The sequence below is a fragment of the Rhizobium sp. B21/90 genome, assembly GCF_019355815.1.
In the GTDB taxonomy this organism is placed as follows: domain Bacteria; phylum Pseudomonadota; class Alphaproteobacteria; order Rhizobiales; family Rhizobiaceae; genus Rhizobium; species Rhizobium rhododendri.
On sequence record NZ_CP072162.1, the window covers coordinates 1,933,201 to 1,956,484 of the forward strand.

General features: G+C 61.5%; 21 protein-coding genes and 1 pseudogene. 18 read left to right on the plus strand and 4 right to left on the minus strand.

Annotated features, from left to right (window positions below):
- Positions 1-16 precede the first annotated feature (16 nt).
- The 3 genes from J5278_RS09165 (at position 17) to exoR (ending at position 2,756) form a co-directional block, all read left to right on the plus strand.
- A complete protein-coding gene (locus tag J5278_RS09165; RefSeq protein WP_209183951.1) occupies positions 17-1,285 on the plus strand; it encodes an OmpP1/FadL family transporter in 1,269 nt (422 codons plus the stop codon).
- 366 nt (positions 1,286-1,651) lie between these two features.
- The gene (locus J5278_RS09170; RefSeq protein WP_209183950.1) at positions 1,652-1,960 is read left to right on the plus strand and encodes a hypothetical protein; all 309 of its coding nucleotides are present in this window, start codon (positions 1,652-1,654) and stop codon (positions 1,958-1,960) included.
- The gene (gene exoR, locus J5278_RS09175; protein ID WP_209183949.1) at positions 1,953-2,756 is read left to right on the plus strand and encodes an exopolysaccharide production regulator ExoR; all 804 of its coding nucleotides are present in this window, start codon (positions 1,953-1,955) and stop codon (positions 2,754-2,756) included. The genes J5278_RS09170 and exoR overlap by 8 nt, the downstream gene beginning before the upstream one ends.
- 22 nt (positions 2,757-2,778) lie before the next feature.
- Here the strand turns inward: exoR and xth are convergent, their stop codons facing one another.
- Both xth and erpA read right to left on the minus strand, forming a co-directional pair.
- On the minus strand, positions 2,779-3,570 hold the full coding sequence (gene xth / locus J5278_RS09180; RefSeq protein ID WP_209183948.1) for an exodeoxyribonuclease III: 792 nt from the start codon (positions 3,568-3,570) through the stop codon (positions 2,779-2,781).
- Between the two features lie 125 nt (positions 3,571-3,695).
- Complete coding sequence (erpA, locus tag J5278_RS09185) at positions 3,696-4,028, minus strand: iron-sulfur cluster insertion protein ErpA (RefSeq protein WP_209183947.1); 333 nt, start codon at positions 4,026-4,028, stop codon at positions 3,696-3,698.
- 45 nt (positions 4,029-4,073) lie between these two features.
- On the opposite strand from erpA, the gene J5278_RS09190 reads away from it, so the two are divergent.
- From J5278_RS09190 to J5278_RS09260, 15 genes and pseudogenes are all read left to right on the plus strand, one after another.
- Complete coding sequence (locus tag J5278_RS09190; RefSeq protein WP_153816507.1) at positions 4,074-4,238, plus strand: hypothetical protein; 165 nt, start codon at positions 4,074-4,076, stop codon at positions 4,236-4,238.
- A complete protein-coding gene (locus J5278_RS09195; protein WP_209183946.1) occupies positions 4,235-5,452 on the plus strand; it encodes a deoxyguanosinetriphosphate triphosphohydrolase in 1,218 nt (405 codons plus the stop codon). Before J5278_RS09190 ends, J5278_RS09195 begins: the two co-directional genes overlap by 4 nt.
- Positions 5,453-5,506: 54 nt before the next feature.
- On the plus strand, positions 5,507-7,267 hold the full coding sequence (gene argS / locus J5278_RS09200) for an arginine--tRNA ligase (RefSeq protein WP_209183945.1): 1,761 nt from the start codon (positions 5,507-5,509) through the stop codon (positions 7,265-7,267).
- 60 nt (positions 7,268-7,327) lie between these two features.
- Complete coding sequence (locus J5278_RS09205) at positions 7,328-10,375, plus strand: SPOR domain-containing protein (protein ID WP_209183944.1); 3,048 nt, start codon at positions 7,328-7,330, stop codon at positions 10,373-10,375.
- A gap of 113 nt (positions 10,376-10,488) precedes the next feature.
- Positions 10,489-11,502 carry a beta-N-acetylhexosaminidase gene (nagZ, locus tag J5278_RS09210; protein ID WP_209183943.1) on the plus strand — a complete coding sequence of 338 codons (1,014 nt, stop codon included), beginning with the start codon at positions 10,489-10,491 and terminating at the stop codon, positions 11,500-11,502.
- 73 nt (positions 11,503-11,575) lie between these two features.
- Entirely contained in the window at positions 11,576-12,373 is a 798-nt protein-coding gene (locus J5278_RS09215; protein ID WP_374108280.1) for a ScpA family protein, read from the plus strand.
- A 35-nt stretch (positions 12,374-12,408) separates the two neighbouring features.
- Complete coding sequence (scpB, locus tag J5278_RS09220) at positions 12,409-13,086, plus strand: SMC-Scp complex subunit ScpB (RefSeq protein ID WP_209183941.1); 678 nt, start codon at positions 12,409-12,411, stop codon at positions 13,084-13,086.
- Positions 13,087-13,273: 187 nt separating this feature from the next.
- The gene (locus J5278_RS09225; RefSeq protein ID WP_111221750.1) at positions 13,274-13,507 is read left to right on the plus strand and encodes a twin-arginine translocase TatA/TatE family subunit; all 234 of its coding nucleotides are present in this window, start codon (positions 13,274-13,276) and stop codon (positions 13,505-13,507) included.
- A 54-nt stretch (positions 13,508-13,561) separates the two neighbouring features.
- Positions 13,562-14,134 (plus strand): annotated as a pseudogene (gene tatB / locus J5278_RS09230) (Sec-independent protein translocase protein TatB); the annotation flags it as partial.
- Between the two features lie 293 nt (positions 14,135-14,427).
- The gene (gene tatC / locus J5278_RS09235) at positions 14,428-15,255 is read left to right on the plus strand and encodes a twin-arginine translocase subunit TatC (RefSeq protein ID WP_209183939.1); all 828 of its coding nucleotides are present in this window, start codon (positions 14,428-14,430) and stop codon (positions 15,253-15,255) included.
- A 101-nt stretch (positions 15,256-15,356) separates the two neighbouring features.
- Positions 15,357-16,640, plus strand: coding sequence for a serine--tRNA ligase (serS, locus tag J5278_RS09240; protein WP_209183938.1), 1,284 nt, complete (start codon positions 15,357-15,359; stop codon positions 16,638-16,640).
- A gap of 216 nt (positions 16,641-16,856) precedes the next feature.
- Positions 16,857-17,510 carry a protein-L-isoaspartate(D-aspartate) O-methyltransferase gene (locus tag J5278_RS09245; protein ID WP_142823042.1) on the plus strand — a complete coding sequence of 218 codons (654 nt, stop codon included), beginning with the start codon at positions 16,857-16,859 and terminating at the stop codon, positions 17,508-17,510.
- 167 nt (positions 17,511-17,677) lie between these two features.
- Positions 17,678-19,285 (plus strand): LysM peptidoglycan-binding domain-containing M23 family metallopeptidase, encoded by a 1,608-nt coding sequence (locus J5278_RS09250; protein WP_209183937.1) that lies wholly within the window; start codon positions 17,678-17,680, stop codon positions 19,283-19,285.
- A gap of 155 nt (positions 19,286-19,440) precedes the next feature.
- Positions 19,441-19,902 (plus strand): nuclear transport factor 2 family protein, encoded by a 462-nt coding sequence (locus tag J5278_RS09255; protein WP_209183936.1) that lies wholly within the window; start codon positions 19,441-19,443, stop codon positions 19,900-19,902.
- Between the two features lie 7 nt (positions 19,903-19,909).
- On the plus strand, positions 19,910-20,458 hold the full coding sequence (locus J5278_RS09260) for a TetR/AcrR family transcriptional regulator (protein ID WP_209184127.1): 549 nt from the start codon (positions 19,910-19,912) through the stop codon (positions 20,456-20,458).
- A 134-nt stretch (positions 20,459-20,592) separates the two neighbouring features.
- On the opposite strand, the gene J5278_RS09265 is transcribed toward J5278_RS09260, so the two are convergent.
- Both J5278_RS09265 and J5278_RS09270 read right to left on the minus strand, forming a co-directional pair.
- A complete protein-coding gene (locus tag J5278_RS09265) occupies positions 20,593-22,140 on the minus strand; it encodes a bifunctional diguanylate cyclase/phosphodiesterase (protein WP_209183935.1) in 1,548 nt (515 codons plus the stop codon).
- Positions 22,141-22,354: 214 nt separating this feature from the next.
- Entirely contained in the window at positions 22,355-23,227 is an 873-nt protein-coding gene (locus J5278_RS09270) for an ATP-binding protein (RefSeq protein ID WP_209184126.1), read from the minus strand.
- Positions 23,228-23,284 lie beyond the last annotated feature (57 nt).

Here is a 23,284-nt window from a genome sequence, read left to right on the forward strand (position 1 = left end):
GTATCGGGGAAGTGTAATGAGACATCGTGCAGTGGCCAAGGCCGCCCTCGTGCTGCTTGCCGGCTGTAGCTTCGTCAGCTCCGCAGCGGCCGGAGGCATCGAGCGCGCGGGTTATGACATAGATCTGCTGTTCGATAAGTCACGCTATGCTTTCGAGGGCGGCGTCACGTTCGTGATGCCGGAGCGCAAGTTGACCATTGCACGTGACATCAATCCACGTGATGGAAACCTCAACAATCGCCCGCAGTCCGTCAGCGACGGTCCCAATTTTGGCGTGCCTTCCGTGGGCATCAAGATCGGTATCACTGACGATGTCGATTGCCTGGGCGACTACTCCGAGCCGTTCGGCGCCCATTCCAATCCCGGGACAAACTGGGCCGGTGCCAACTATAACAGCGACGAAAAGATATACAGCCACAACTACGGCCTGACCTGCTCCTACAAGTTCGATGCAGGTCCGGGCCAGTTGCGGCTGATCGGCGGTGGCTTCTACCAGGAGGTCGGTGGATTCAAGGAAGAGTTGGTGGTGCCCCTGCCGGCGTCGCTTTCGTCCCTCTACAGCGGCATGGGCCGTCTCGATATCAGCGACAGCGGCTGGGGCTGGCGCTCCGGCGTTGCCTACGAGATCCCCGAATATGCCATGCGCGCCAGCCTCGTCTATAACAGCCAGGTCAAGTACGACAATCTGTCCGGCACGGTGGATCTGACATCCGTGCCGAAGATTGCAGTCCCGGGCAATCCGGCGGTGGGCACGGTCACGCCCGTCTATGGATCGGCCACGGCGCCGGATTCGCTGGAGCTGAAGCTGCAGACCGGCATCGCGCCCGACTGGCTGGCGTTCGGTTCTGCCAAGTGGACCAACTGGAGCACGCTGCAGAGTATCGCATTCTGTCCGAAATCGACGCGCGGACTGGTTGCCTGCAGGCCGGGCAGCGCCGTGGAACTGACCTCCCTCGATCTCCTCTACAAGGACGGATGGACGTTGAGCGGCGGCATCGGCCACAAGTTCAATGCCCAGTGGAGCGGCGCCGTCAGCCTCACCTGGGACCAGGGCACGAGCCAGGGCTATGGCCTGTCGTCCGATACTTGGATGCTCGGGGCAGGCCTTTCCTTCTCGCCGACCGAGCATGTCGAGTACCGGCTTGCCGGCGCTGTCGGTCTGCTGACTTCAGGCAAGTCCGGGACCGTTACCTCCGGTGGCGTGACCTACGGCGACGATGTTACCTATCGCTACGGCAACGATTTCGTCGGCGCCCTTTCGACGTCGGTCAAGGTCAAATTCTAGCTGTCTCAACCACCGTTTGCGCCTGGATGTACGCGCTCCGTGCAGTTGCGCCGTGCGGGTACGTTTCGCGCCGTCGCGCCATTTTGTGACGAAATCGCAACACTCGTTTGCAACCGTTTACGTTGCCCGCTCCTGCGGGAAATCTGTCCATTTCCCGCCACAAATAGAGCGCACCGATCAGTGCGGGCTCAGGGCGAGCCCGTCTGAAAACGTGCAGTGCGGATCTTCAGGCTAATTTCGGAGAGTGTGGGACAGGTGTCATGACTGAGGTTCGAGTGACTTCGAGCTAATGGGTGTAACGTTTTGTTGCCATGGCACTTTTTGAATATTCGAGAGTCTGCCTATCGATCCTGAGCGAGGAATTATTTGGCGTTTGAAGAGCCAAAAAATGCTTCGTTGGACGTGCCTACGCTGGTTTGGTCACAATTTCGCGATACGGTTGAAAATGTGACGAATGGCGAGGCGGCAAATGTTTCCGAAGTTTGGAAACGGCTTGCCGCAGCGCAAGGACAAGCGGCGAGTGGATCCTGGAGCGGGGGCGTTCTCAAGGTCCGGTCGGAATGGAATGCGGGCCGGTGTATGCGGCTTGTGGGAGTTTATCCGGCGCTGAACGGTGACGAGGGGTTGATCGTGGCGTATCCGGATAGAGCGAAAGAAATCGACTGTGATGCTTAGATCCGAGTTTCCATCAGTACGAGTTATGTGGCTTGGCATGGCGTTGATCGTGCCGGCTGCCGTTGCGGCACCTGCCTTGGCCTTTGATATCAATGCCGGCGTCTCAAAGGAATCGGGACCCTTCGACCTCTTCAAGTTCGGCTTCAAGGCCTACAAGAACGGCCAGAAGGAAGAAGCCGTCGAGGCTTACAAATATGCGGCCGAGAAGGGCCATACCGGCTCGCGCTGGGCACTTGCGAACATGTATGCCGATGGCGACGGCGTTGCACAGGACGACTTCGAGGCCTTCAAGATCTACAACGAGATCGCCCAGCAAGGCGTCGAGCCCGGGTCCGAAGACACCGGTTTCTTCATCAATGCGCTGCTTTCTCTCGCCAACTATTACAAGAGCGGAATTCCGAACACGCCCGTCAAGACGGATCTCAATCAGGCCCGCCAGCTGTATTTCCAGGTCGCATCGACCTTTGGTATCGCCGAGGCGCAGTTCCAGCTGGCGAAGATGATGCTGTCGGGCGAGGGCGGCACGCCGAATGTCCAGCAGGCGAAGAAGTGGCTCAATCAGGCTCGCAAGAGCGGCCATCCCGGCGCCATGGCGGTGTTCGGCAACATCCTGTTCCAGGAAGGCCAGTCGACACGCGGCCTGGCGTTCATGACTGCGGCTCTCGACAAGTGCAAGCCGAAGGATTGTCCGTGGATGGAAGACCTGCAGGAGCAGGCTTTCTCCGTCGCCAACGAGAACGACCGCCGCAACGCCGTCGTCATGGCCCACAAGCTCGACGTGACCGCTCCGGAGTGATGGGGCGGACGGTTATTGCCGCTTAGGCCGCAAAATCGAAATGGGCAACGACGGGGACGTGGTCGGACGGCTTTTCCCAGGCGCGAACGTGTTTCTCAACTGTCGCCGAGGTCATTTTGTCGGCAGCTTCGGGCGACAGCATCAGGTGATCGATGCGGATACCGTTGTTTTTTTGCCAGGCACCGGCCTGATAGTCCCAGAACGTATAGAGCTTTGACTGATCGCTTGTCGCCCTCAGGGCGTCGGTGAGGCCGAGATTTTCCAGTCTTCGAAATGCCTGGCGCGTCTGCGGCAGGAACAATGCGTCATTCGCCCAGACCCTTGGATCGAAGCAGTCGTGCGGCTCCGGGATGACATTGTAGTCGCCAGCAAGGATCAGCGGCTCCTCGAGCGCCAGGCGGCTGGCTGCAAAGACCTGCAGGCGCTCCATCCAGGCGAGCTTGTAGGGATATTTTTCAGTATCGACCGGATTTCCATTCGGAAGATAGATGCAGCCGACCCTCAGCGTCCGGTCGTCGGCGATGGAGAAGGAGGCTTCGATGAAGCGCGACTGCTCGTCGGTGTCGTCGCCCGGCAGGCCACGGATCACCGCATCCGGCTTCTGCTTGGACAGGATCGCGACGCCGTTGAAGCCCTTCTGGCCGTGGGTCTCGACATGATATCCGAGCTCCTCGAGCTGCAGCCTCGGAAAGCTCTCATCGACGGATTTGATTTCCTGCAGGCAGGCGATATCTGGGCTGGAATCCTTCAGCCACTGGCAAAGGTTGTCGATGCGGGCCTTGATGCCGTTAATGTTCCAGGTGGCGATTTTCATGGGCGAGGGACTCCTTGGATTGCCCCTTTTATCGTCACGACCGCCGCTTGGCCATTGGCTTCCGGACAAAAGAAAACCGGCCGGCGGCAGTGCCGTCGACCGGTTCTGGAATGCTGCTTGTCGGCTCAGACGGAGAAGCTGGTGCCGCAGCCGCAACTGGCAACCGCGTTCGGATTGTTGATCTGGAAGGACTGGCCGAGCAGGTTGTCGACGAAATCGATCTGCGAGCCTGCCATGTAGATCAGCGATAGCTTGTCGATGAAGACCGTGGCGTCGCCCTTGGCAACGACGATGTCATCTTCGGCGGGGGCGTCCACCAGGTCGAACTTGTAGGAGAAGCCCGAGCAGCCACCGCCTTCGACGGCGACGCGCAGCGCGCTCTTGCCGGTTTCGGCACTGACGATTGCCGCTATGCGCTTGGCGGCGGAATCCGAAAGGGTTACAGTTGTTTCGGTCATGATGTCCTCCTGCCGGGGTCAAGGCCCGGAGAGAATGAGTTGAGGATGGCGTTCAAACGCCTGATATCGAACAAGGCTATCACCAAAGTTCTGGCGGCGACAGCAGCAGTTGGGAGTTTTTGCCGGACTGCTTTGCCGTTCCTTGAAACTGTAGGTATGAAGGCCGGAACGCGGCGTCAATGGCCAGCGGCCGAGATGGATGGATTATGACGATCGACAGGCATGCATTGGGTTTCGGCACGGGCGAACGGGCGATCTATGCGGCAGACCCCTGGACAACGCGCGGCCGGCTCTATGACGAATCCTCCAGCCCGACCCGGTCCGATTTCCAGCGCGACCGCGACCGTATCGTGCACACCACCGCCTTCCGGCGGCTGAAGCACAAGACCCAGGTTTTCATCGCCCAGGACGGCGATCACTATCGCACGCGGCTGACGCATACGATCGAGGTGGCGCAGGTGGCAAGGGCGCTGGCCCGGGCGTTGCGGCTCGACGAGGACCTGGCCGAGGGCGTGGCGCTGGTCCATGATTTCGGCCATACGCCGTTCGGCCATACCGGCGAGGATGCGCTGCACGAGATGCTGCAGCCCTATGGCGGCTTCGACCACAATGCCCAGTCGCTGCGCATCGTCACCAAGCTCGAGCGGCGCTATGCCGAGTTCGACGGGCTGAACCTGACATGGGAGACGCTCGAGGGACTGGTGAAGCACAATGGCCCGCTACTTGCGCCTGACGGCAAAGGCACGCACGGGCCGGTGCCACAGCCGATCCTCGACTATTGCGAGCTGCACGATCTCGAGATCGGCAGCTATGCCAGCCTCGAGGCGCAGGCGGCGGCGATTGCCGACGATATCGCCTATAACACGCACGATATCGACGATGGCCTGCGCTCAGGCTATCTGAGCTTCGAGATGCTGGAAGATATTCCGTTCCTGGCCGGGCTGATGGCCGAGGTGAGGGCGCGCTACCCCAATCTGGAAGCCAGCCGTTTCACCCACGAGATCATGCGCCGGCAGATCACTCGCATGGTCGAGAACGTGATTTCGGTGGCGCAGGAAAATCTTGCCTCGATCCGGCCGACGAGCGCGGATGATATCCGCAGTGCCGGCCGCGTGGTCGCCGCCTTCTCGCCCGACATGGCCGAGACCGACAGGCAGATCAAGGCTATGCTGTTCAAGCGCATCTACCGGCATCCCGATATCATGCGCATCCGCGCGGGCGCCGCGCAGATCGTCACCGATCTTTTCCACGCCTATATGGCCGATCCGCGCGAGATGCAGAGCCACTACTGGGTAGATCATATCTCCGGCCTCGCCGATGCCGCCAAGGCCCGGCATGTCGGCGATTATCTGGCGGGAATGACCGATACCTATGCCATAAGTGCCCACAGGCGATTGTTTGACCAGACTCCCGATTTACGTTAGGCACCGGGTCGCCGACGGATGGCTGACTGAAACCGCCCATGCTTGGAACTGATTATGAACCTATTCACAGACTTCGAAGCCAGAGTTAAGCTCGCCCTTGAAGATATTGATATCATCAAAGAAAAGCGATCCGAGCTGGACTTTCGCCGCGTCGCTGTCGAGCCGCCGCGCGATCCTAGTCATGGCGATGTGGCGACCAACGCGGCGATGGTGCTGGCGAAAGCCGTGGGCACAAACCCGCGCGTGCTGGCCGATGCCATCTGTGTCCGGCTGAGAGAAGATGCGGATATCGCAGAAGTTTCCGTCGCCGGTCCGGGCTTCATCAACATCCGCCTGGCCGTCGGCTACTGGCAGCGCCTGCTCTCCGGCGTGATTGCCGGTGGCGAGACGTTCGGCAGGTCGACCGTCGGGGACGGCGTCAAGGTCAACGTCGAATACGTGTCGGCCAATCCGACCGGACCGATGCATGTCGGCCATTGCCGTGGCGCCGTGGTCGGCGACACGCTGGCCAACCTGCTGGAGTTTGCCGGATACGGCGTAACCAAGGAATATTACATCAACGACGCCGGCTCGCAGATCGACGTCCTGGCGCGCTCGGTGTTCCTGCGGTACCGCGAGGCGCTCGGCGAGCAGATCGGCGATATTCCGGCAGGGCTCTATCCCGGCGACTATCTCGTGCCGGTCGGCCAGCAGCTTGCCGAGGAGTTCGGTACCAAGCTGCGCAGCATGCCGGAAGACCAGTGGATGCCTGTCGTCAAGGACAAGGCCATCGATGCGATGATGGCGATGATCCGCGAGGATCTTGCAGCACTGAACGTCAGGCATGACGTGTTCCTGTCCGAGCGCACGCTGCACGCCAACGGTGCTGCGCCGATCCGGACTGCGATCAACGACCTCACCTTCAAGGGCTTCGTCTACAAGGGAACCCTGCCGCCGCCCAAGGGTCAGGTGGCGGAGGACTGGGAAGATCGCGAGCAGACATTGTTCCGCTCGACCGAGATCGGCGACGACATCGACCGGCCACTGATCAAGTCGGATGGCTCCTACACCTACTTTGCGGCCGACGTTGCCTACTTCAAGAACAAGTATGACCGCGGCTTCAACGAGATGATCTACGTCCTCGGTGCCGACCATGGCGGCTACGTCAAGCGGCTGGAAGCGGTCGCCCGCGCCGTCTCGGACGGTCAGGCCAAGCTGACGGTGCTGCTCTGCCAGCTGGTCAAACTGTTTCGCAACGGCGAGCCGGTGAAGATGTCGAAGCGCTCGGGCGACTTCGTGACGCTGCGCGATGTGGTCGAGGAAGTCGGCCGCGACTCCGTGCGCTTCATGATGCTCTACAGAAAGAGCTCCGAGCCGCTCGATTTCGACTTCGCCAAGGTGACGGAGCAGTCGAAGGACAATCCTGTGTTCTACGTGCAGTATGCCCACGCGCGCTGCATGTCGATCTTCCGCCAGGCGAAGGAAGCGTTCCCGGGTCTGGAAGTATCAGTCGAGGAAATGGCGGCTGCCGTCCATGGTGCGATTGTCGATCCGGCGGAGCTAGCGCTGGTTGCCAAACTGGCGGAGTTTCCGCGAATCATCGAGAGTGCGGCCTTGGCTCAGGAGCCGCATCGCATCGCATTTTACCTGTATGACCTGGCGAGTTTCTTCCACGGACACTGGAATAAAGGTAAAGATTTTCCGGAATTACGATTTGTTAACGATAAAAACCGAGAATTGAGCATTGCCAGACTTGGGCTGGTGCACGCTGTCGCGTCGGTTTTGAAATCTGGTCTCGGTATTACCGGGACCGCAGCACCGGCTGAAATGCGATAAACGTCACCATTTACCCACATTGCGCTGGCAATAGCGTAGCAGTTGCGGGTGGATGAAGTAATGGCTGAAAAACAGTTGGCGTACCGCGCAGGCGGAAAAGATGAGTTCTTCGCGGACGACGATCCGCTCGCCGAACTCGCCCGCATCGTCGGATACGACAAGCGGCCATCCACACCTGTCGCTGCAAACCAGCGGCAGGAGCCGGCCTTCGACCTCGAGGACGAATTGCTCCGCGAGTTCGAGCGTTACGACGCGCCGCGCAGCCCCCAGGCATCGCAGCCCAACCCTGCCGTCTATTCCGAGCCGGTGTACGGCAACGGCACGCCGGCAAACGATTTCGCCGCCGTCGAACCGACGCATGCGCCGGAACCGCAGTCCGAAGTGCAGGCCGCATACGATGCGCCGGCAGCAGAACACGTGCGGCAGCCGGAAGAGCCGGTTCATGCTGAGCCGCCGGTCGTCGATGCCTCGCATTTCGAACCGGCTGAAGAGAGCTGGGAAGCGGTCGTCGAGCCGACCACCATGCCGGTTGCTGCCGAAGAGCTGGAAGAACTGGCTTCTGCGCCCGAGGTTGCCAACCGCGATCTGGTCGATGAACTGGAAATGTCAATATCTGCGCCGGACGTCCAGCCGACCGCGCCGAGAACGCAGCAGTGGGCTGCAGCCACCATCCGGTTGCCGCTTGCGAATTTCAATGCGCCGCGCCGCGAGCCGACGATGGATGCCTTCGGCGCTGTCGAGCCTGTGCCCACCATAGAGCCTGTTGCTCCCGCTGCGCCGCCGGAAGTCGCGACCGTTGTACCCGAACCCGTCGCAGAATTCGTGGCGCACAAGCAGCCTTCCTATCCTGTCGAAATGGACCGTGCCGAAGCGGTGCAGGCAGAGACGCCAGTCGTTTCCGATCCCGATCCCGTTGTGGGGGATGTGCATGTGGAAGAAGAAGCGCCGCTTGCTGGCGTCGATCTCCCACCCGCAGCCCGCGCCGAAGAGGTTGCGGCCGCTACCGTCGTGCCGGAACCTGCGCCTGTATCGGCTGCGAGCAGCTACCAGGGTCTCGATATCGACGATCTCCTGGCCGACGTATCGCGTTATCCCGTGCCGTCGCGCGAACAGATCGCCGCGCGCATCGATCCATCACTCGTCAATCCGGCAGCACCGCGCCCGTCGATGGCCACGCCTGTCATGGCCCAGCCTGAACCGGTAAAGCTGCCTGACCCCGAGCCAGTCGTTGCTGCTGCGGACGAAGACTTCGATGGCTTCGACGAGCATGACTTCGACCTCGACCTTGCCGATATCGAACTGGAACTGGCCGAACTTGATTTTGCCGACCCGAAGTCGCTCGCAGAGGTCGAAAAGCCTGCAAAGGCTGCTGAGCCGGCAACCGACTGGAGGCAACCGGAGCCTTTGGCCGCCGTCCAGCGCTCTCCGAGTTATGCCGCTGCAGCTGCCTCTACCTATGCCAGCGCCGCTGCGCCAACTTATGCCAGTGCTGCTGCGCCTGCCGAACCGCGCGCCGCCATCCACGAGGCTGAACCCGTCGTCGACAGCTACCAGGAACTGCCATTCGATCCCAATGAGATTTCGGAGACGGAAGATCGGGTCGAGACATTCGAGGATATCCACGTTCCGGCACTACCGCCGGCAGAACCGGACGAGCCAGTCGTTGCCGCACCCGACTACGATTTCGACATCGATGCGGAGATGGCGAGCCTGTTCAGTGCGCCGGCAGATACTTCGCCCGAGCCAGCTTCGGCGCCATCCATGACGGAAGCGGCATTCGCGCCGGGAGTGGCAACGTCTGTTCCCGTTCGCGGCGTGACGATGCAGCAGAAGACCGGCGGAGGCCTCGACGAGTTCGAACGGGCACTGGAGGAAGATTTCCGCCAAAGCTTCCGCGAAACGCCCAGCCGGCCTGAAAACGTCTCGCCGATGATGTTCGAATCGTCGCACACGGCCAACGACCGCTGGCGGGCGCGTTCCATGCGCGGCATCGCCATTGCTGCTGCCGCTGTCGTTGTGCTCGGTGGCGGTGCCTACGGCATGTACCGCTGGGTCTCCCATAACGGGTCGCCGATCAGCTTTGCCTCGGGTGAGCCACGCGTCATCACCGCCGACAAGGATCCCGTGAAGGTCGTTCCGACCGATCCGGGTGGCAAGGTGGTGCCGAACCAGGACAAGGCGGTCTACGACCGTGTTGCCGGCGCGGCCACCCAGCCGCCAAAGCAGAAGGAACTCGTGACTTCGGACGAGCAGCCGGTCGACGTCGTCCAGAAGACGCTGATCCCCGAAAACAGCCTTCCCGATGACAATGACGGCAGCGGAGAAGCCAATCTGTCGACACCCGTCGGCGAAACGGAAGATCCGCGCCTGCTGCCAGGCCAGGGCAACCCTGCTGCCACCAGCCAGGACGGCAATTCCGGTGTTGCGGCGCGGCGCGTTCGCACCATGATCGTCAAGCCTGACGGCTCGCTGGTAGCTCGTGAAGAAGCGGCTCCCGCAGATGACAGCGCTACTCCATCCGCCCCCGCTGCGGCTGCGGCACCGACGACGCCTGCTGCCGACAACAGCCAGATGGCATCGGCCGATGATGGCGACGCGCCGAGTGCCGACAGCGCTCCGATCCGCACGGTGAAGACGACGCAGATTGCCAACGCACCCGCTGCTGCGCAGCCGCCAGTCAACACGCCTGCTGCCGGCTCCACCGACGCAGCACCGGTGCCGACGGCCCGTCCGACGCAAACCGCATCGGCGACGCCGGCCGCCGCCAAGCCTCCGGTTGCTCCTCAGCCCGTTCGTGTGGCTTCGGCCACGCAGGCAGCACAGCCCGTCAAGGCTGCACCTGCAGCCACGGCCTCGGCCTCGGCCGGCGGCTATGGCATGCAGATCGCGTCGCTGCCTTCCGAGCAGGAAGCCAAGCGCTCGCAGGCCAACATGGCGGCGAAATATGCCAGCGTCATCGGTGGCCATCCGATGGAGGTCCGCAAGGTCGACATCGCCGGCAAGGGTACCTACTACCGCGTCCGTGTCGCGGTCGGCTCCAAGGACGATGCCGCAGCGCTCTGCGTCAAGTTCCGGGCTGCTGGCGGCACCTGCCTGATCTCGAAATAAGCGATCCCAGCTATCCCAGACAGTGAACGGCGGACCTCGGTCCGCCGTTCTTTTTTGTGCACGAGTGGCCGCCTACGCTCGTCATCGAGCCCTGCCACCCCTATGATTTTGCCATGACCGAATCGAAAGCAATGATCCTGGGCTGTAGCGGCCTGTCCATCACTCCCGAAGAGCGCGCCTTCTATGCCGGCGAGCGGCCGTGGGGTTTCATCCTGTTTGGCCGCAACATTGGCGAGCCGGCGCAGATCGCCGACCTCGTTGCCGCCCTTCGCGACAGCGTCGGTGCCGATGTGCCCGTCATGATCGACCAGGAGGGCGGCCGGGTGCAGCGTATCCGTCCGCCGATCCTGCAGCACTATCCGTCAGGCCAGGCGCTCGGAGATATCTACCGCCGCGACCGCTATGCGGGCCTGCGCGCGGCTTGGCTGATGTCACGGCTGCATGCCTTCGATCTCCTGAAATTCGGTATCAACATCGATTGCCTGCCGGTGCTCGACGTCCCCGTCGAGGGCAGCAGCAACGTCATCGGCAACCGCGCCTATGGCGGCGACCCGGTAACCGTGACCGAGATGGGCCGCGCCGCATCGGAAGGCCTGAAGGCCGGCGGCGTGCTGCCTGTCATGAAGCATATGCCGGGCCATGGCCGGGGTTTTGCCGACTCGCATCACGAACTGCCGGTGGTATCCGTGTCCCGGGCAGAGCTCGAAGCTCATGATTTCCCGCCCTTCATGGCTTTGAGGGACGAGCTGATGGCGATGACCTGCCACGTCGTCTTCACCGCCATCGATCCCGACAACCCGGCAACGACATCGAAGATCGTCATCGACGAAGTCATTCGCGACTTCATCGGCTTCAAGGGGCTTCTGATCTCCGACGACACCTCGATGAATGCGCTTGCCGGCACGATTGGCGAGCGGGCTGCAAATATCATTGCCGGCGGCTGCGATATCGTGTTGCATTGCAATGGCATTATGAACGAAATGAAGCAGGTGGTGCGCGCAGTGCCGGTGCTTTCGGGCGAAGCGCTTGCGCGGACCAGGGCTGTCGAGGCGGCCTTCGGGCACGGCGATGGTGCCGACGAGGAAGCCATTCGCGCCGAGTTCGACGGGATGCTGTCGATCGCCTGAAAAGGGCGATCTGCGAGGGGCGAGATTGGATAACGGCAAGGCCACGGATCTGACCAAAGCGGCGGCCACGCCGATGGATCGGCTGTGGCAGGAAGCTACCGTCGATCGCGATCCGCAGGAGCCGGCACTGGTGATAGACATCGCCGGGTTCGAAGGGCCGCTCGACCTGCTGCTGCATCTTGCGCGCAACCAGAAGGTCGATCTGGCGCGGATTTCGGTGCTGGCGCTGGCCGAGCAATATCTGGTCTTCGTCGAAACCGCGCGTCGGGTCCGCATCGAGCTTGCCGCCGACTACCTGGTCATGGCGGCGTGGCTTGCATTTCTCAAATCGAAGCTGCTCATTCCACAGCAGAACAAGGATGACGGGCCGAGCGGCGAGGAAATGGCCGAGGCGCTGGCCTTCCGGCTGAAGCGGCTCGAGGCGATGCGGGATGCCGCCGCCAGCCTCGTCAACCGCAACCGGCTCGGCCGCGATGTGTTCGCCCGGGGGGCGCCGGAGCATATTCCGGACCAGCGGCAGTCGGCCTTCGACGCCAGCCTCTACGATCTTCTCAATGCCTATGCAGGTCTGCGTCAGCGCCAGGCGATCACACAGGTGACGATCGAACGGCGGACCGTGTGGTCGCTCGTCGAGGCGCGCGCCATCCTGACACGGATGATCGGCGACGTGCCGGAATGGACGGCGCTCGAACATTACCTGCTGCGCTACATGACGAGCCCGAGCGAGCGGGTGACCGCCATCGCCAGCGCGTTTGCGGCGTCGCTGGAACTGGTGCGCGAGGGTAAGATGGAAATCCGCCAGGAAGGCGCCTTCCAGCCGCTCTATATGCGCCGTGGCCCGAAACATGCCATCCTCGACGCGGCGGAATAGGAGTGGCTGTGTCGGAAGGGCAGGCAGAGACTGAGATGACGTGCGAGGGCGCAGCGGATGCGGCGCGGTTGCGCGAGGCCGAGCGCATCACAGAGGCGTTGATCTTCGCTTCGGCGATGCCGGTTTCCGAAGCCTATATCCGAGACCGGATTGCCGATGGCATCGACGTGCGCGCGATGATGCTGCGGCTGCGCGAGGATTATGCGGGGCGGGGCGTCAATCTCGTCCAGGTCGACGATGCCTGGGCATTCCGGACGGCTGCCGATCTTTCCTTCATCATCCGGCGGGATGAGCACGAGGTCCGCAAACTGTCGCGCGCCGCGCTCGAGGTACTGTCGATCGTTGCCTACCACCAGCCGGTTACCCGGGCCGAGATCGAGGATATTCGCGGCGTGCAGACATCGAAGGGAACGCTGGACGTGTTGATGGAGGCGGGCTGGGTCCGCTTCCGGGGACGCCGGCGTACACCGGGAAGGCCGGTCACGCTGGGCACGACACGGGATTTTCTCGATCATTTCGGGCTGGAGGAACTGCGCGACCTGCCGGGTCTCGAAGAGCTGAAGGGGGCAGGGCTTCTCACCGGGCGTATCCCCGCCAATTTCGCCATGCCCTCGCCTGTGATGAGCGACGAACTGACCGAGGACGAGGATCCGATCACCCAGCTCGACCTGGAGGAGCTGGGATTGCTGGCGCCGACGGGTGCACCGGATTGACGCCGGTTGCGGTGACGATTGCATCGACAACCCGTCTTTGTTCCGCCACAGCGTGAGATGATTATGGATAGCGAAAGCGGGCGGCGATGGATGGTGGTATCAAGTCTTAGCGACCGGGCGATTTTGGTGTTTGAAAAAGCTTGTCAAACCGCTTACATCCTAGGGACATAACACAAGGGGTATCGTCATGGGTTCTTTTAGTATGTGGCACTGGCTGATCGTTCTGGCCATTGTGCTGTTGTTGTTCGGCCGCGGCAAGATCCCGGAACTGATGGGCGACGTCGCCAAGGGCATCAAGAGTTTCAAGAAGGGCATGACCGACGAGGACGAAACGGCTGCGCCGCGCGATCAGCCCCGTGGCGATCCCATTCGTCCGGAAATGGGCCGCACCGTCGATCACAAGGCCGACGAAACGAAATAACCAGAATGGGGTGCATGGCGGCCTTCTCGTGCCGTGCCCACCCAGGAGCCTTTGATGTTCGATATTGGTTGGAGCGAACTGCTCGTCATAGCGGTTGTTTTGATCGTTGTCGTCGGCCCGAAAGACTTGCCGCCCATGCTGCGAACTTTCGGCAAGATGATGACGCGTTTTCGCAAGGTGGCCGGTGACTTCAGGGCGCAATTCGACGATGCCTTGCGAGAGGCCGACCTGGACGATGTCCGCCAGACGATTGCCGATGCTCAGAAGCTAAACCCGGCGCATAGCCTGCGTGAGGCAATGAACCCGTTGCGGCAGATGGGCAACGACATCAAGGCCGACCTGCAGCGCTCGACGACAGTCGAACGTCCAGCGGAACCGCAGATGCTGCCGCACACTGATGGCGTTGCGCCGGAGCCGACGGCTCCTGTTGTAGCCGAAGCTCCGGCACCGGTCGTCGCTCCCGCACCTGCCGCGATTGCGGAGGCCGCTGCCGTGGTAGCCGAGACGGCCGTAAAGCCCAAGGCGGTGCGCAAGCCGCGCGCCAAGCCGGAGCTGATCGCCACCGAGGTGCCGACCCCCGAGACGACGGTTGAAGCGATCACGGCGCCAAAGGCTGCGCGCAAGCCTCGCGTGCGGGCTGAAGCGCTCGACGTGCAGGCGTCGGCTCCCGTCGTGACGTCGGTACCCGTCGTCAAGGAAGTTCTCTCCCCGTCGACGCCAGTCCGTCGGCCCCGCGTCAAGGCGCAGGCTGCCGATTTGGAAGGGCCTTCCGTCGTCGAGCCGGCCCAGGTCGGGCTGCCCGCTGTCGACAAGCCGAAGCGGGCGCGCAAGCCGGCCGCGCCGAAGCCTGCTGTCGATAACGCTGCTCCACAGCAGGCGGATGGCACCTCGAACACGCCTGCCACCAAGGAAGACGATGCATGACCAGTGATATCGGCGATAAGCCGCAGCCGCTTATCGAACATCTCATGGAATTGCGGACGCGGCTGATGTGGTCCATCACCGCGTTCTTTATCGCCTTCATGGTGTGCTTCGCCTTCGCCAAGCAACTGTTCAACTATCTCGTCTATCCGTATAAATGGGCGGTGATCTGGGCCCATCTCGATGTTGCCAAATCGCAGCTGATCTATACGGCGCCACAGGAATTCTTTTTCACGCAGGTCAAGGTGGCGATGTTCGGCGCCTTGGTCATCGCCTTCCCGATCATCGCGGCACAGATCTACAAATTCGTAGCCCCCGGCCTCTACAAGAACGAGCGCAACGCTTTCCTGCCGTTCCTGATCGCCTCTCCAGTGCTGTTCCTGATGGGCGCGGCGCTGGTGTATTTCTTCTTCTGCCCGATGGTGATGTGGTTCTTCCTGAAGATGCAGCAATCGCCAGCCGATGGTGAAATTGCCATCTCGCTGATGCCGAAGGTGTCGGAATATCTCAGCCTGATCATGACGCTGGTGTTTTCGTTCGGCCTCGTCTTCCAGCTTCCGGTCATCACCACGCTGCTTGCCCGGGTCGGATTGCTGACCTCGACATGGCTTGCGGAGAAGCGCAAGTTCGCAATCGTGCTTGCCTTCATCGCCGCTGCCATACTGACGCCGCCGGACCCGATGTCGCAGATCGGCCTTGCCGTTCCAACCATCCTTCTCTACGAGATTTCGATCTACGCTGCACGCATGGTGGAGCGCAGCCGCAAGCGACAGGGTGAGGAAGAGACAGCGTCCTCTTCGGCCATCGTACCGCGCGACGAAGACTGATTTTTTAACGCCGCATCCCTGCGGTATCGCCCTTTAACTCCGGCTGGAGGCTTGGTCAGGCCCCGGCCGGAGCTGTTTTCACGAAGCGACCGGGAACGACGATGCTCGATATCAGATGGATCCGTGACAATGCCGAAGCCCTCGATGCCGCGCTTGCCAAGCGCAGTGCCGAGCCGCAGGCGCAAAGCATCATCGCACTCGACGAAAAGCGCCGCTCCGTCGTCCAGGCGCTGCAGGACATGCAGTCTCGTCGCAATGCCGCCTCCAAGGATATCGGCGCGGCTATGGCCCAGAAGAACAGTGCGCTTGCCGAGACACTGAAGGCGGAGGTGGCCGAGATCAAGGTCGCCATGCCGGCCGCCGAGGCCGAGGAGCGCGAGCTGACGGCGGCGCTGACGGATGCCCTGTCGCGCCTGCCGAACATTCCCTTCGACGACGTACCGGTCGGCAAGGACGAGCACGACAATGTCGTTGCCCGCGTGGTCGGTGAAAAGCCGCGGTGGAACCATCCGCCGAAGGAACACTTCGAGATCGGCGAAGCGCTCGGCTACATGGATTTCGAGCGTGCCGCCAAGATTTCCGGCTCGCGCTTTACCGTGCTGACGGGGCCGCTGGCGCGCCTCGAGCGGGCGCTCGGCCAGTTCATGCTCGACCTGCACACCGGCGAACACGGCTATACCGAAGTCAGCGCACCGCTGATGGTGCGCGATGAAGCGATGTACGGGACCGGCCAGCTGCCGAAGTTTTCCGAGGACCTGTTCCGCACCACCGATGGCCGCTGGCTGATCCCGACTGCCGAGGTGCCGCTCACCAACCTCGTCTCGGGCGAGATCCTCGAGCAGGACAAGCTGCCTCTGCGCTTTACCGCGCTGACGCCATCGTTCCGTTCGGAAGCAGGTTCGGCCGGACGCGACACGCGGGGCATGCTGCGCCAGCACCAGTTCTGGAAGTGCGAGCTGGTATCGATCACCGATGCAGACAGCGCCGTTGCCGAGCACGAGCGGATGACCGCCTGCGCCGAGGAAGTGCTGAAGCGTCTGGGGCTGCATTTCCGCACGATGATGCTGTGCACCGGCGATATGGGGTTCGGCGCCCGCAAGACCTACGATATCGAGGTCTGGCTGCCCGGCCAGGATGCCTATCGCGAAATCTCCTCGTGCTCCGTCTGCGGTGACTTCCAGGGCCGGCGGATGAATGCCCGCTACCGTGGCAAGGACGACAAGGCCACCACCTTCGTGCATACGCTGAATGGCTCCGGCACGGCCGTCGGTCGTTGCCTGATCGCCGTGCTCGAGAATTATCTGAACGAGGACGGCTCCGTGACTGTGCCTGAAGTTCTGGTGCCCTATATGGCTGGATTGAAGACCATCGAGCGGGCAGCATAGCAGGACGGTGCCAGTGTTATCGACGAAGACCGACCAAACCTTCGCGACCTCGCGGCCATTTGCTGCGCGGATCGCTGCCTGTTTCCTGTCGGGTGAGGGTGCGGATATGCGCGCTTCACAGCAAAAACAGCTGCCGGTAACTTCTTTGAAACCCGATCACGCCAATTATGCGGCTCAGTCCGGCACATTGCGGGCGGTTGGTCACGGAGTAGCGGTTTGACAGCTCGACTTCTTGAGAGGGAAGGTTTTGCGGCCGTCGTGCTGCGGCTGCGTGCCGAAGGCATTTCCGACATCGACCTATTGACCGCCGTGGAGCAGACGCCGCGCTCGCTGTTCGTGCCGGCGCAGGCGGTGTCAGATGCCTATTCCAGTCGGACGATCCCGATCGAATGCGGATCCTTTATGGAAGGCATCGATCTTGTCATCAGGCTTCTCCACCATCTGAAGGTCCGGCCGGGCCACCGGGTACTCGAAGTCGGCACCGGCACGGGATTCACAGCTGCCGTCATGGGCCGGCTCGGAGAACGGGTCCTGACGGTCGATCGCTACAAGACGCTGACGATTGCTGCACAGAAGCGCATCGAGACACTGGCAATGCGCAACGTCATCGTGCGCCAGGCGGACGGCAGCGCCGGCATGCCGGGCGAGGGCACGTTCGACCGCATTCTGGTGACCGGCGCCTTCCCGACCATGCCGCGCTTCTATGCCGACCAGCTGGTCTCCGGCGGCTCGATGATCACGCCTGTGATGATAACGGATACCGTTTGCCGCATGGTGCGCCTGACCAAGACCGGCAGCCGTTTCGAGCGCGAGGAACTGTTCGAAGTTCCCTACCTGCCGATCATCCCCAAGCTCGCAGCCTATCTCTGACGCTTGGCGGGATTGAAGCGTTTCGGCACGCTGCAGCCACGGGGCTGTGGACTATGGTTAGCAATTTCTCAAAAAAATCCACATGACTCCAGCGCCTTAACCGCATGGTAAGATTAACGCGCTTTAATGGAACTCACAAATGGGTTGCGTCTTAAGTGGGTCGAGTCATGCGTTTCAGCTTTCCGTTACATATCAGCACGACGACAGGCAAGGTCCTGGTTGCAGCATTTCTCGCGAGCGCCGCGACAGGCTGCAGTTCGGATGCCTCTCGTTTCTCGGGGATGTTCGCAAGCTCCGGTTCGAGCTCCGACACCATGACGACGGGTTCCATCCCGCGACGGCAGCTGAGCGGTCTCGACCGCGATCCTGTCCCGCCCGCAAACGTGGCCTCCGGTCAATCGGATTACGGCAACGGCAATGGTAATGCTGCCATGAGCCAGCCCTATCCGTCGCAGCCGCAGACCTACAAGCCGGCCTATTCCAGCGCACGGATTGCTGCCGCTCCGTCGGTCCAGCGTTCGCAGCTCGCCGCGCCTGCCGGTATCGCCACATCCGACCACCTGTCGACACGGCCGCCCCGCGAAGAGCAGCAGGCTCTTGCGCAGCCCTATCCAGATGCCGCGCCGAACCGCGGATCTGCTCCGCATTCGCTGGCCCCACCGCGCGAGGCCCCAGATCGCATGGCGACCGGCACCACGCCCGGCAAGCCGTCTGCCTGGACCGGCGACAACGCGCCAACCGTTACTCTGCGCCCCGGCGAGACGACGAAGACGCTTGCCAGCCGCTACGGCGTTCCGGAAAAGGAAATCCTGCGCGTCAATGGCCTGAAGAGCTCCGCGTCCGCCCAACCGGGCCGCTCCATCATCATTCCGACCATGAACGGCGGCGCCAATGTCGTAAAGGCCTCGTCGCAGGCCGCCGATCTCGACAAGGGTGGCAAGCAGCCGATCCCGTCGAAGGCGCCCGAACAGGATGCCGCTGTTCTTCCAAACGGCAATACGGCCCGCGACAAGCAGCAGCTGAGCGCCGAGAACGGCTCCGGCAAACTTTCGGCAGGGGCAGGCAAGGGCCCGACACCGGGCAGCTACGTGGTCAAGCCGGGCGATTCGCTCGCCAAGATCGCCAAGGCCACCGGAACTCATATCGACGCGCTGAAGGCAGCCAACGGCATCGGCAAGAACGGCATTCAGGTCGGACAGACGCTGAAGCTGCCGCAGGCTGGCGCAGCACCGGCTGCCGACGATATGAAGACGGCTTCGATCGCGCCTGAAAAGGCACCGGTCAAGGCAGCTGCACCCGTCGCTGCCGAGGAGCCGACCAAGGTCGCCTCGCTGCCGACCCAGTCTGTTAACGACGCCCAGAAATCGGACGCCGGCTCGGCTGCGCCGGAATCGACCGGCATCGGCAAGTATCGCTGGCCTGTGCGCGGCGCAGTCATCGCCGCCTACGGCGCCAATGTCGAAGGCAGCCGCAACGACGGTATCGACATCTCGGTGCCATCGGGCACGCCGATCAAGGCCGCCGAAAACGGCGTCGTCATCTATGCCGGCAATGGTCTCAAGGCGCTCGGCAACACGGTGCTGGTACGCCACGACGACGGCACGGTCACCGTATACGGCCACGCCGACACTCTGAGCGTCACGCGCGGACAGAAAGTACAACGCGGCCAGACACTCGCAACTTCAGGCATGAGCGGCAATGCCAAGCAGCCGCAGATGCACTTCGAGGTCCGCAAGAATGCCTCGCCGGTTAACCCAATGACCTTCCTTGAATAGATAGTGCGTCTCGAGGAGTTATGCAAAAAGCCCGGTCATGCCGGGCTTTTTGTCGTTTTGGACGATACGACGGTGATTCAGTAGCTGTTCGTCGATTGACATGTCTGTACCTTTTGGTACAGAATAGGCGAATTGGTAAAAACAGGAGTTTGCTCGTGGTTTCCCTGATTCCCCCGTTCTCGGTTGAAACCGCCACCCTGAAAGTCAGGGCGGCTGAAGATGGCTGGAATAGCCGCAATCCGGAGAGGGTAGCGCTGGCGTACACGCCAGACAGCGAATGGCGAAACCGGGCCGAGTTTGTAAACGGCCGTCCCGCGATCATTTCCTTCCTGACGAGAAAGTGGGAAAAGGAACTGGATTACCGCCTCATCAAGGAGCTCTGGGCGTTTTCGGAAAACCGCATCGCGGTCCGTTTTGCCTATGAGTGGCACGATGATAGCCAAAACTGGTTTCGCTCCTTCGGGAACGAAAACTGGGAATTCGATGCCGACGGACTGATGCAGCGACGCTTTGCTTGCATCAATGACAAGCCCATACACGAGCACGAGCGCCGGTATTTCTGGCCACTGGGCAGGCGACCTGATGACCACCCCGGTCTGTCAGATTTCGGATTTTGAGGTCGATGTGAAAGCGGTATTCGAACGGCAAGACGTTGTGCGGTTGCTAGCCGAAGTCTTTCGTGATCTCGGCTATGACGGCACGACCCTAAACAGCATCACGGAGCGCATCGGGGTAGGAAAGGGAAGCCTCTACCATTTCTTTCCCGGAGGGAAGGAGGAGATGGCGGCCGCAGTGCTTGCAGACGTCGATGCGTGGTTTGAGCGGGAGATCTACGAACCGCTGCGCAGGGGTGAGCCAAATGCGGCGATTGCCGCGATGTTAGACAACGTCGTGATCTACTTCCGGTCTGGCAGCCGCATCTGTCTGGTAGGAACGTTTGCCATGGTTGCAACGCGCGACACCTTTGGCGCGTCGATCGCGAGCTACTTTAGACGTTGGATCGCGGCGCTATCGGATGCTCTTCGCAGGGCGGGACAACCAGTGGATCTGGCTGATATCGAAGCGGAGCGCATGGTGATGACGATCCAAGGCGGAATTGTACTGGCTCGAGCCCTGGATGACACCGAAGTCTTTCGGCGTGCCGTTGAAAATATGCGCGCCGTATATCGCTAATCCAGCTGAAACGGGCAAATCGCGCGCAAACCAGTTGCGTCGTGTTTGTCGCTGGCTTTCCCTCGCGCGCGTTTCAGGGACTCAAGCCGGCGCGTCGCCAGCAAGTTGCTATACAGGTGACCTTGCCAATAGCCTCAGGCGACCATCATCTCCGAGGTTTCCACCAGTTTGAAATCGCGTTCGAGGAGGCGGGATGCTTCGGCGGCGGGGACGGCTTTGCCGAAGAGGTAGCCCTGGCCGAGATTGCATCCCATCCGGATCAGTGCCTGGAGCTGCTCCTCGGTCTCGATGCCTTCCGCCGTCGTCAGGATATCCAGCCCCTTGCCGAGACCGATGATCGTTCTCAGGATCTTCTCGTTTTTCTTGCCGTCGGCGGCTTCCGAGACGAACATCCGGTCGATCTTGATCTTGTCGAAGCTGAACCTCGAGAGCTGGCCAAGGCTCGAATAGCCCGTACCGAAGTCGTCGAGCGCGATGCGTATGCCGGCATTCTTGAGATCCGCGATGATGCGCTCGGCTGCGACCAGATCCTGGATGAGGGCCGATTCGGTAATCTCGATCTCGAGGCGCGAGGGAGGCAGTCCGGCTTCGGACAGGATCGTCAGGATGCGAATTGCCAGCAGCCCGTCATGCAGCTGGGTCGGCGACAGGTTGAAGGAGAGGATGACGCCGTTCGACCAGGTGGCGGCATCGGCGCAGGCCATTCTGAAAAGCTTGACCGTCAGCTCGCCGATCAGGCCGGTCCGTTCGGCTAGATCGATGAAGACGGTGGGCGGCACGAACTTGCCGGGTTCCTGTTCCCAGCGGGCGAGCGCTTCGAAGCCGTTGATCCTGCCCGTATGGAGGTCGACGATCGGCTGGTAATAGGGCTTTATCGTATTTTTTCTCACCGCATGACGAAGCTGTTTCTCTAGCTCGGAGCTTTCCTGCCACCGCTCGCGCATCGTTGGTTCGAAAGCACGGATTTTTCGTGCCGGATCGTTCTTTGCCGCCTCCATGGCGACTTCGGCGCAGCGCACGGCGCTTGCCATATCAGTTCCATCGACGGGAAGAACCGCGTAGCCGATCGTCACGCCAACTTCGACCGCCTGTCCCTTGACGCCAACCGGTCTAGCGATTGCGGCTGCTACCTGTTCGGCGATCTCAGCGTGATCCGCTCCGGCGATGAATGCAACAAAGTCCCGTCCACCGGTCCTGAAGATATCGTCAGGCGGGAAGATCGCCTTGAGACGCTCCGCCATCACCCGCAGCACGTCGTCTGCCGTCTTGTGGTCGAACAGGTCCTTGATCTTTTTAAAGCCGTCGAGCTGGACGGCGAAGACGCCAAGCTTGTCCTCTCCGCTTGGTGGCGGGCAGGCCATGCGTTCGTCGAGAGAGCGGCGGTTGGGGAGCGCTGTCGTTTCGTCGTGACCGGAGATCCACTTCACACCCTGCTCGGCAATCTCGCGGCGGCCGACTTCCCGGCTGAGATCGCGCAGGCGAAGGATGGAATAGATGAGGCTGACCAACCCGGTGACGGTGATCGCAAGCGCCAGATCGTCGAGCTGATAGTCGTCATTGCGTAGCACGAATGCGGTTACAGCCTCGAACGCCTGGAATTGGCTTCCGAGCGCCCAGATGACTGTGCCGAAGACTCCCAAGAATATCGCTTCGTGGCCAGCTTTGCTGCGAAAAAAAGGCATGACATCTCCCAGGCGATGGCTGTCATAGCCTTCTCAGAGGTCACTCATTTTCCTCAGCCCAAACATATCGCGGCATCATAAAGTAAATCTTAATTAGCAAATTCAAAGTGAAAATGAGGTTTTATTCATATACTTTGGGTTTCCAAAGTATTTCTTGAGCCCCCAAGTTTAATGCTGGCATACGGTCGCAATTCCTCGCCCGGGCCGGGAAAAGTCAGTCGCGCGGCAGCTCGATCCGTTGTCGGCCGGCCAGATCCTGGATGTACTGCCAGGCAACGCGTCCGGAGCGCGCCCCCCGGGTCGTGGACCACGCCAGCGCCTCCCGGTGCATCTCGTCGCGATCGAGAGCGAGGTTGAAGTGCTTGGCGTAACCATCGATCATCAGCAGGTAGTCGTCCTGGCTGCATTTGTGGAAGCCGAGCCAGAGGCCGAAACGGTCGGAGAGCGATACTTTCTCCTCGACGGCCTCGGACGGATTGATCGCCGTCGACTGCTCGTTTTCCATCATGTTGCGCGGCAGGAGGTGACGCCGGTTGGACGTGGCGTAGAAGAGGACATTGTCGGGTCGACCTTCGACACCGCCGTCGAGCGCTGCTTTCAGCGATTTATAGGCTGTGTCATCATGATCGAAGGAGAGGTCGTCGGAGAAGACGATGACGCGCAGCGGGGCCGCCTTGACGATGTCGAGCAGCAGGGGGAGCGTCGAGATATCCTCCCGATGGACCTCCACCAGTTTCAATGCGACGCCGGTAGAGCGGATGATGTCGGCGTGCACGGCTTTTACCAGCGAGGATTTGCCCATGCCGCGTGCGCCCCAGAGCAGCACGTTGTTGGCAGCAAATCCCTCGGCGAAGCGCAGCGTGTTTTCGTGCAGGATGTCGCGCACATGATCGACACCCCGGATAAGGCCGATTGCCACCCGGTTCGGACGGGGCACGGGCTGCAGGTGCTCGCGGGCAGGGCTCCAGACGAAGCAGTCCGCAGCATCCCAGTCATTGACGGCAGGGGCCGGCCCGGCCAATCTTTCGACCGCCGATGCCAGACGGCGGAGTTCGGCAAGGATCAGTGTGTTTTGATCTTCGGTCACCATGTTTCCTCCGGATGGGTTATGGGACGCAGCGGCAAAAGTTCATTTCGCTGCCGG

Coding starts and splice junctions, on each gene's coding strand:
- J5278_RS09165 (WP_209183951.1), top strand. CDS start 17: ATGAGACATCGTGCAGTGGCCAAGGCCGCCCTCGTGCTGCTTGCCGGC.
- xth (WP_209183948.1), bottom strand. CDS start 3,570: ATGAAAATCGCCACCTGGAACATTAACGGCATCAAGGCCCGCATCGAC.
- J5278_RS09265 (WP_209183935.1), bottom strand. CDS start 22,140: ATGCCTTTTTTTCGCAGCAAAGCTGGCCACGAAGCGATATTCTTGGGA.
- scpB (WP_209183941.1), top strand. CDS start 12,409: ATGACGTGCGAGGGCGCAGCGGATGCGGCGCGGTTGCGCGAGGCCGAG.
- argS (WP_209183945.1), top strand. CDS start 5,507: ATGAACCTATTCACAGACTTCGAAGCCAGAGTTAAGCTCGCCCTTGAA.
- J5278_RS09205 (WP_209183944.1), top strand. CDS start 7,328: ATGGCTGAAAAACAGTTGGCGTACCGCGCAGGCGGAAAAGATGAGTTC.
- J5278_RS09225 (WP_111221750.1), top strand. CDS start 13,274: ATGGGTTCTTTTAGTATGTGGCACTGGCTGATCGTTCTGGCCATTGTG.
- J5278_RS09215 (WP_374108280.1), top strand. CDS start 11,576: ATGGATCGGCTGTGGCAGGAAGCTACCGTCGATCGCGATCCGCAGGAG.
- nagZ (WP_209183943.1), top strand. CDS start 10,489: ATGACCGAATCGAAAGCAATGATCCTGGGCTGTAGCGGCCTGTCCATC.
- tatC (WP_209183939.1), top strand. CDS start 14,428: ATGACCAGTGATATCGGCGATAAGCCGCAGCCGCTTATCGAACATCTC.
- erpA (WP_209183947.1), bottom strand. CDS start 4,028: ATGACCGAAACAACTGTAACCCTTTCGGATTCCGCCGCCAAGCGCATA.
- J5278_RS09195 (WP_209183946.1), top strand. CDS start 4,235: ATGACGATCGACAGGCATGCATTGGGTTTCGGCACGGGCGAACGGGCG.
- serS (WP_209183938.1), top strand. CDS start 15,357: ATGCTCGATATCAGATGGATCCGTGACAATGCCGAAGCCCTCGATGCC.
- J5278_RS09190 (WP_153816507.1), top strand. CDS start 4,074: ATGGCGTTCAAACGCCTGATATCGAACAAGGCTATCACCAAAGTTCTG.
- J5278_RS09250 (WP_209183937.1), top strand. CDS start 17,678: ATGCGTTTCAGCTTTCCGTTACATATCAGCACGACGACAGGCAAGGTC.
- exoR (WP_209183949.1), top strand. CDS start 1,953: ATGCTTAGATCCGAGTTTCCATCAGTACGAGTTATGTGGCTTGGCATG.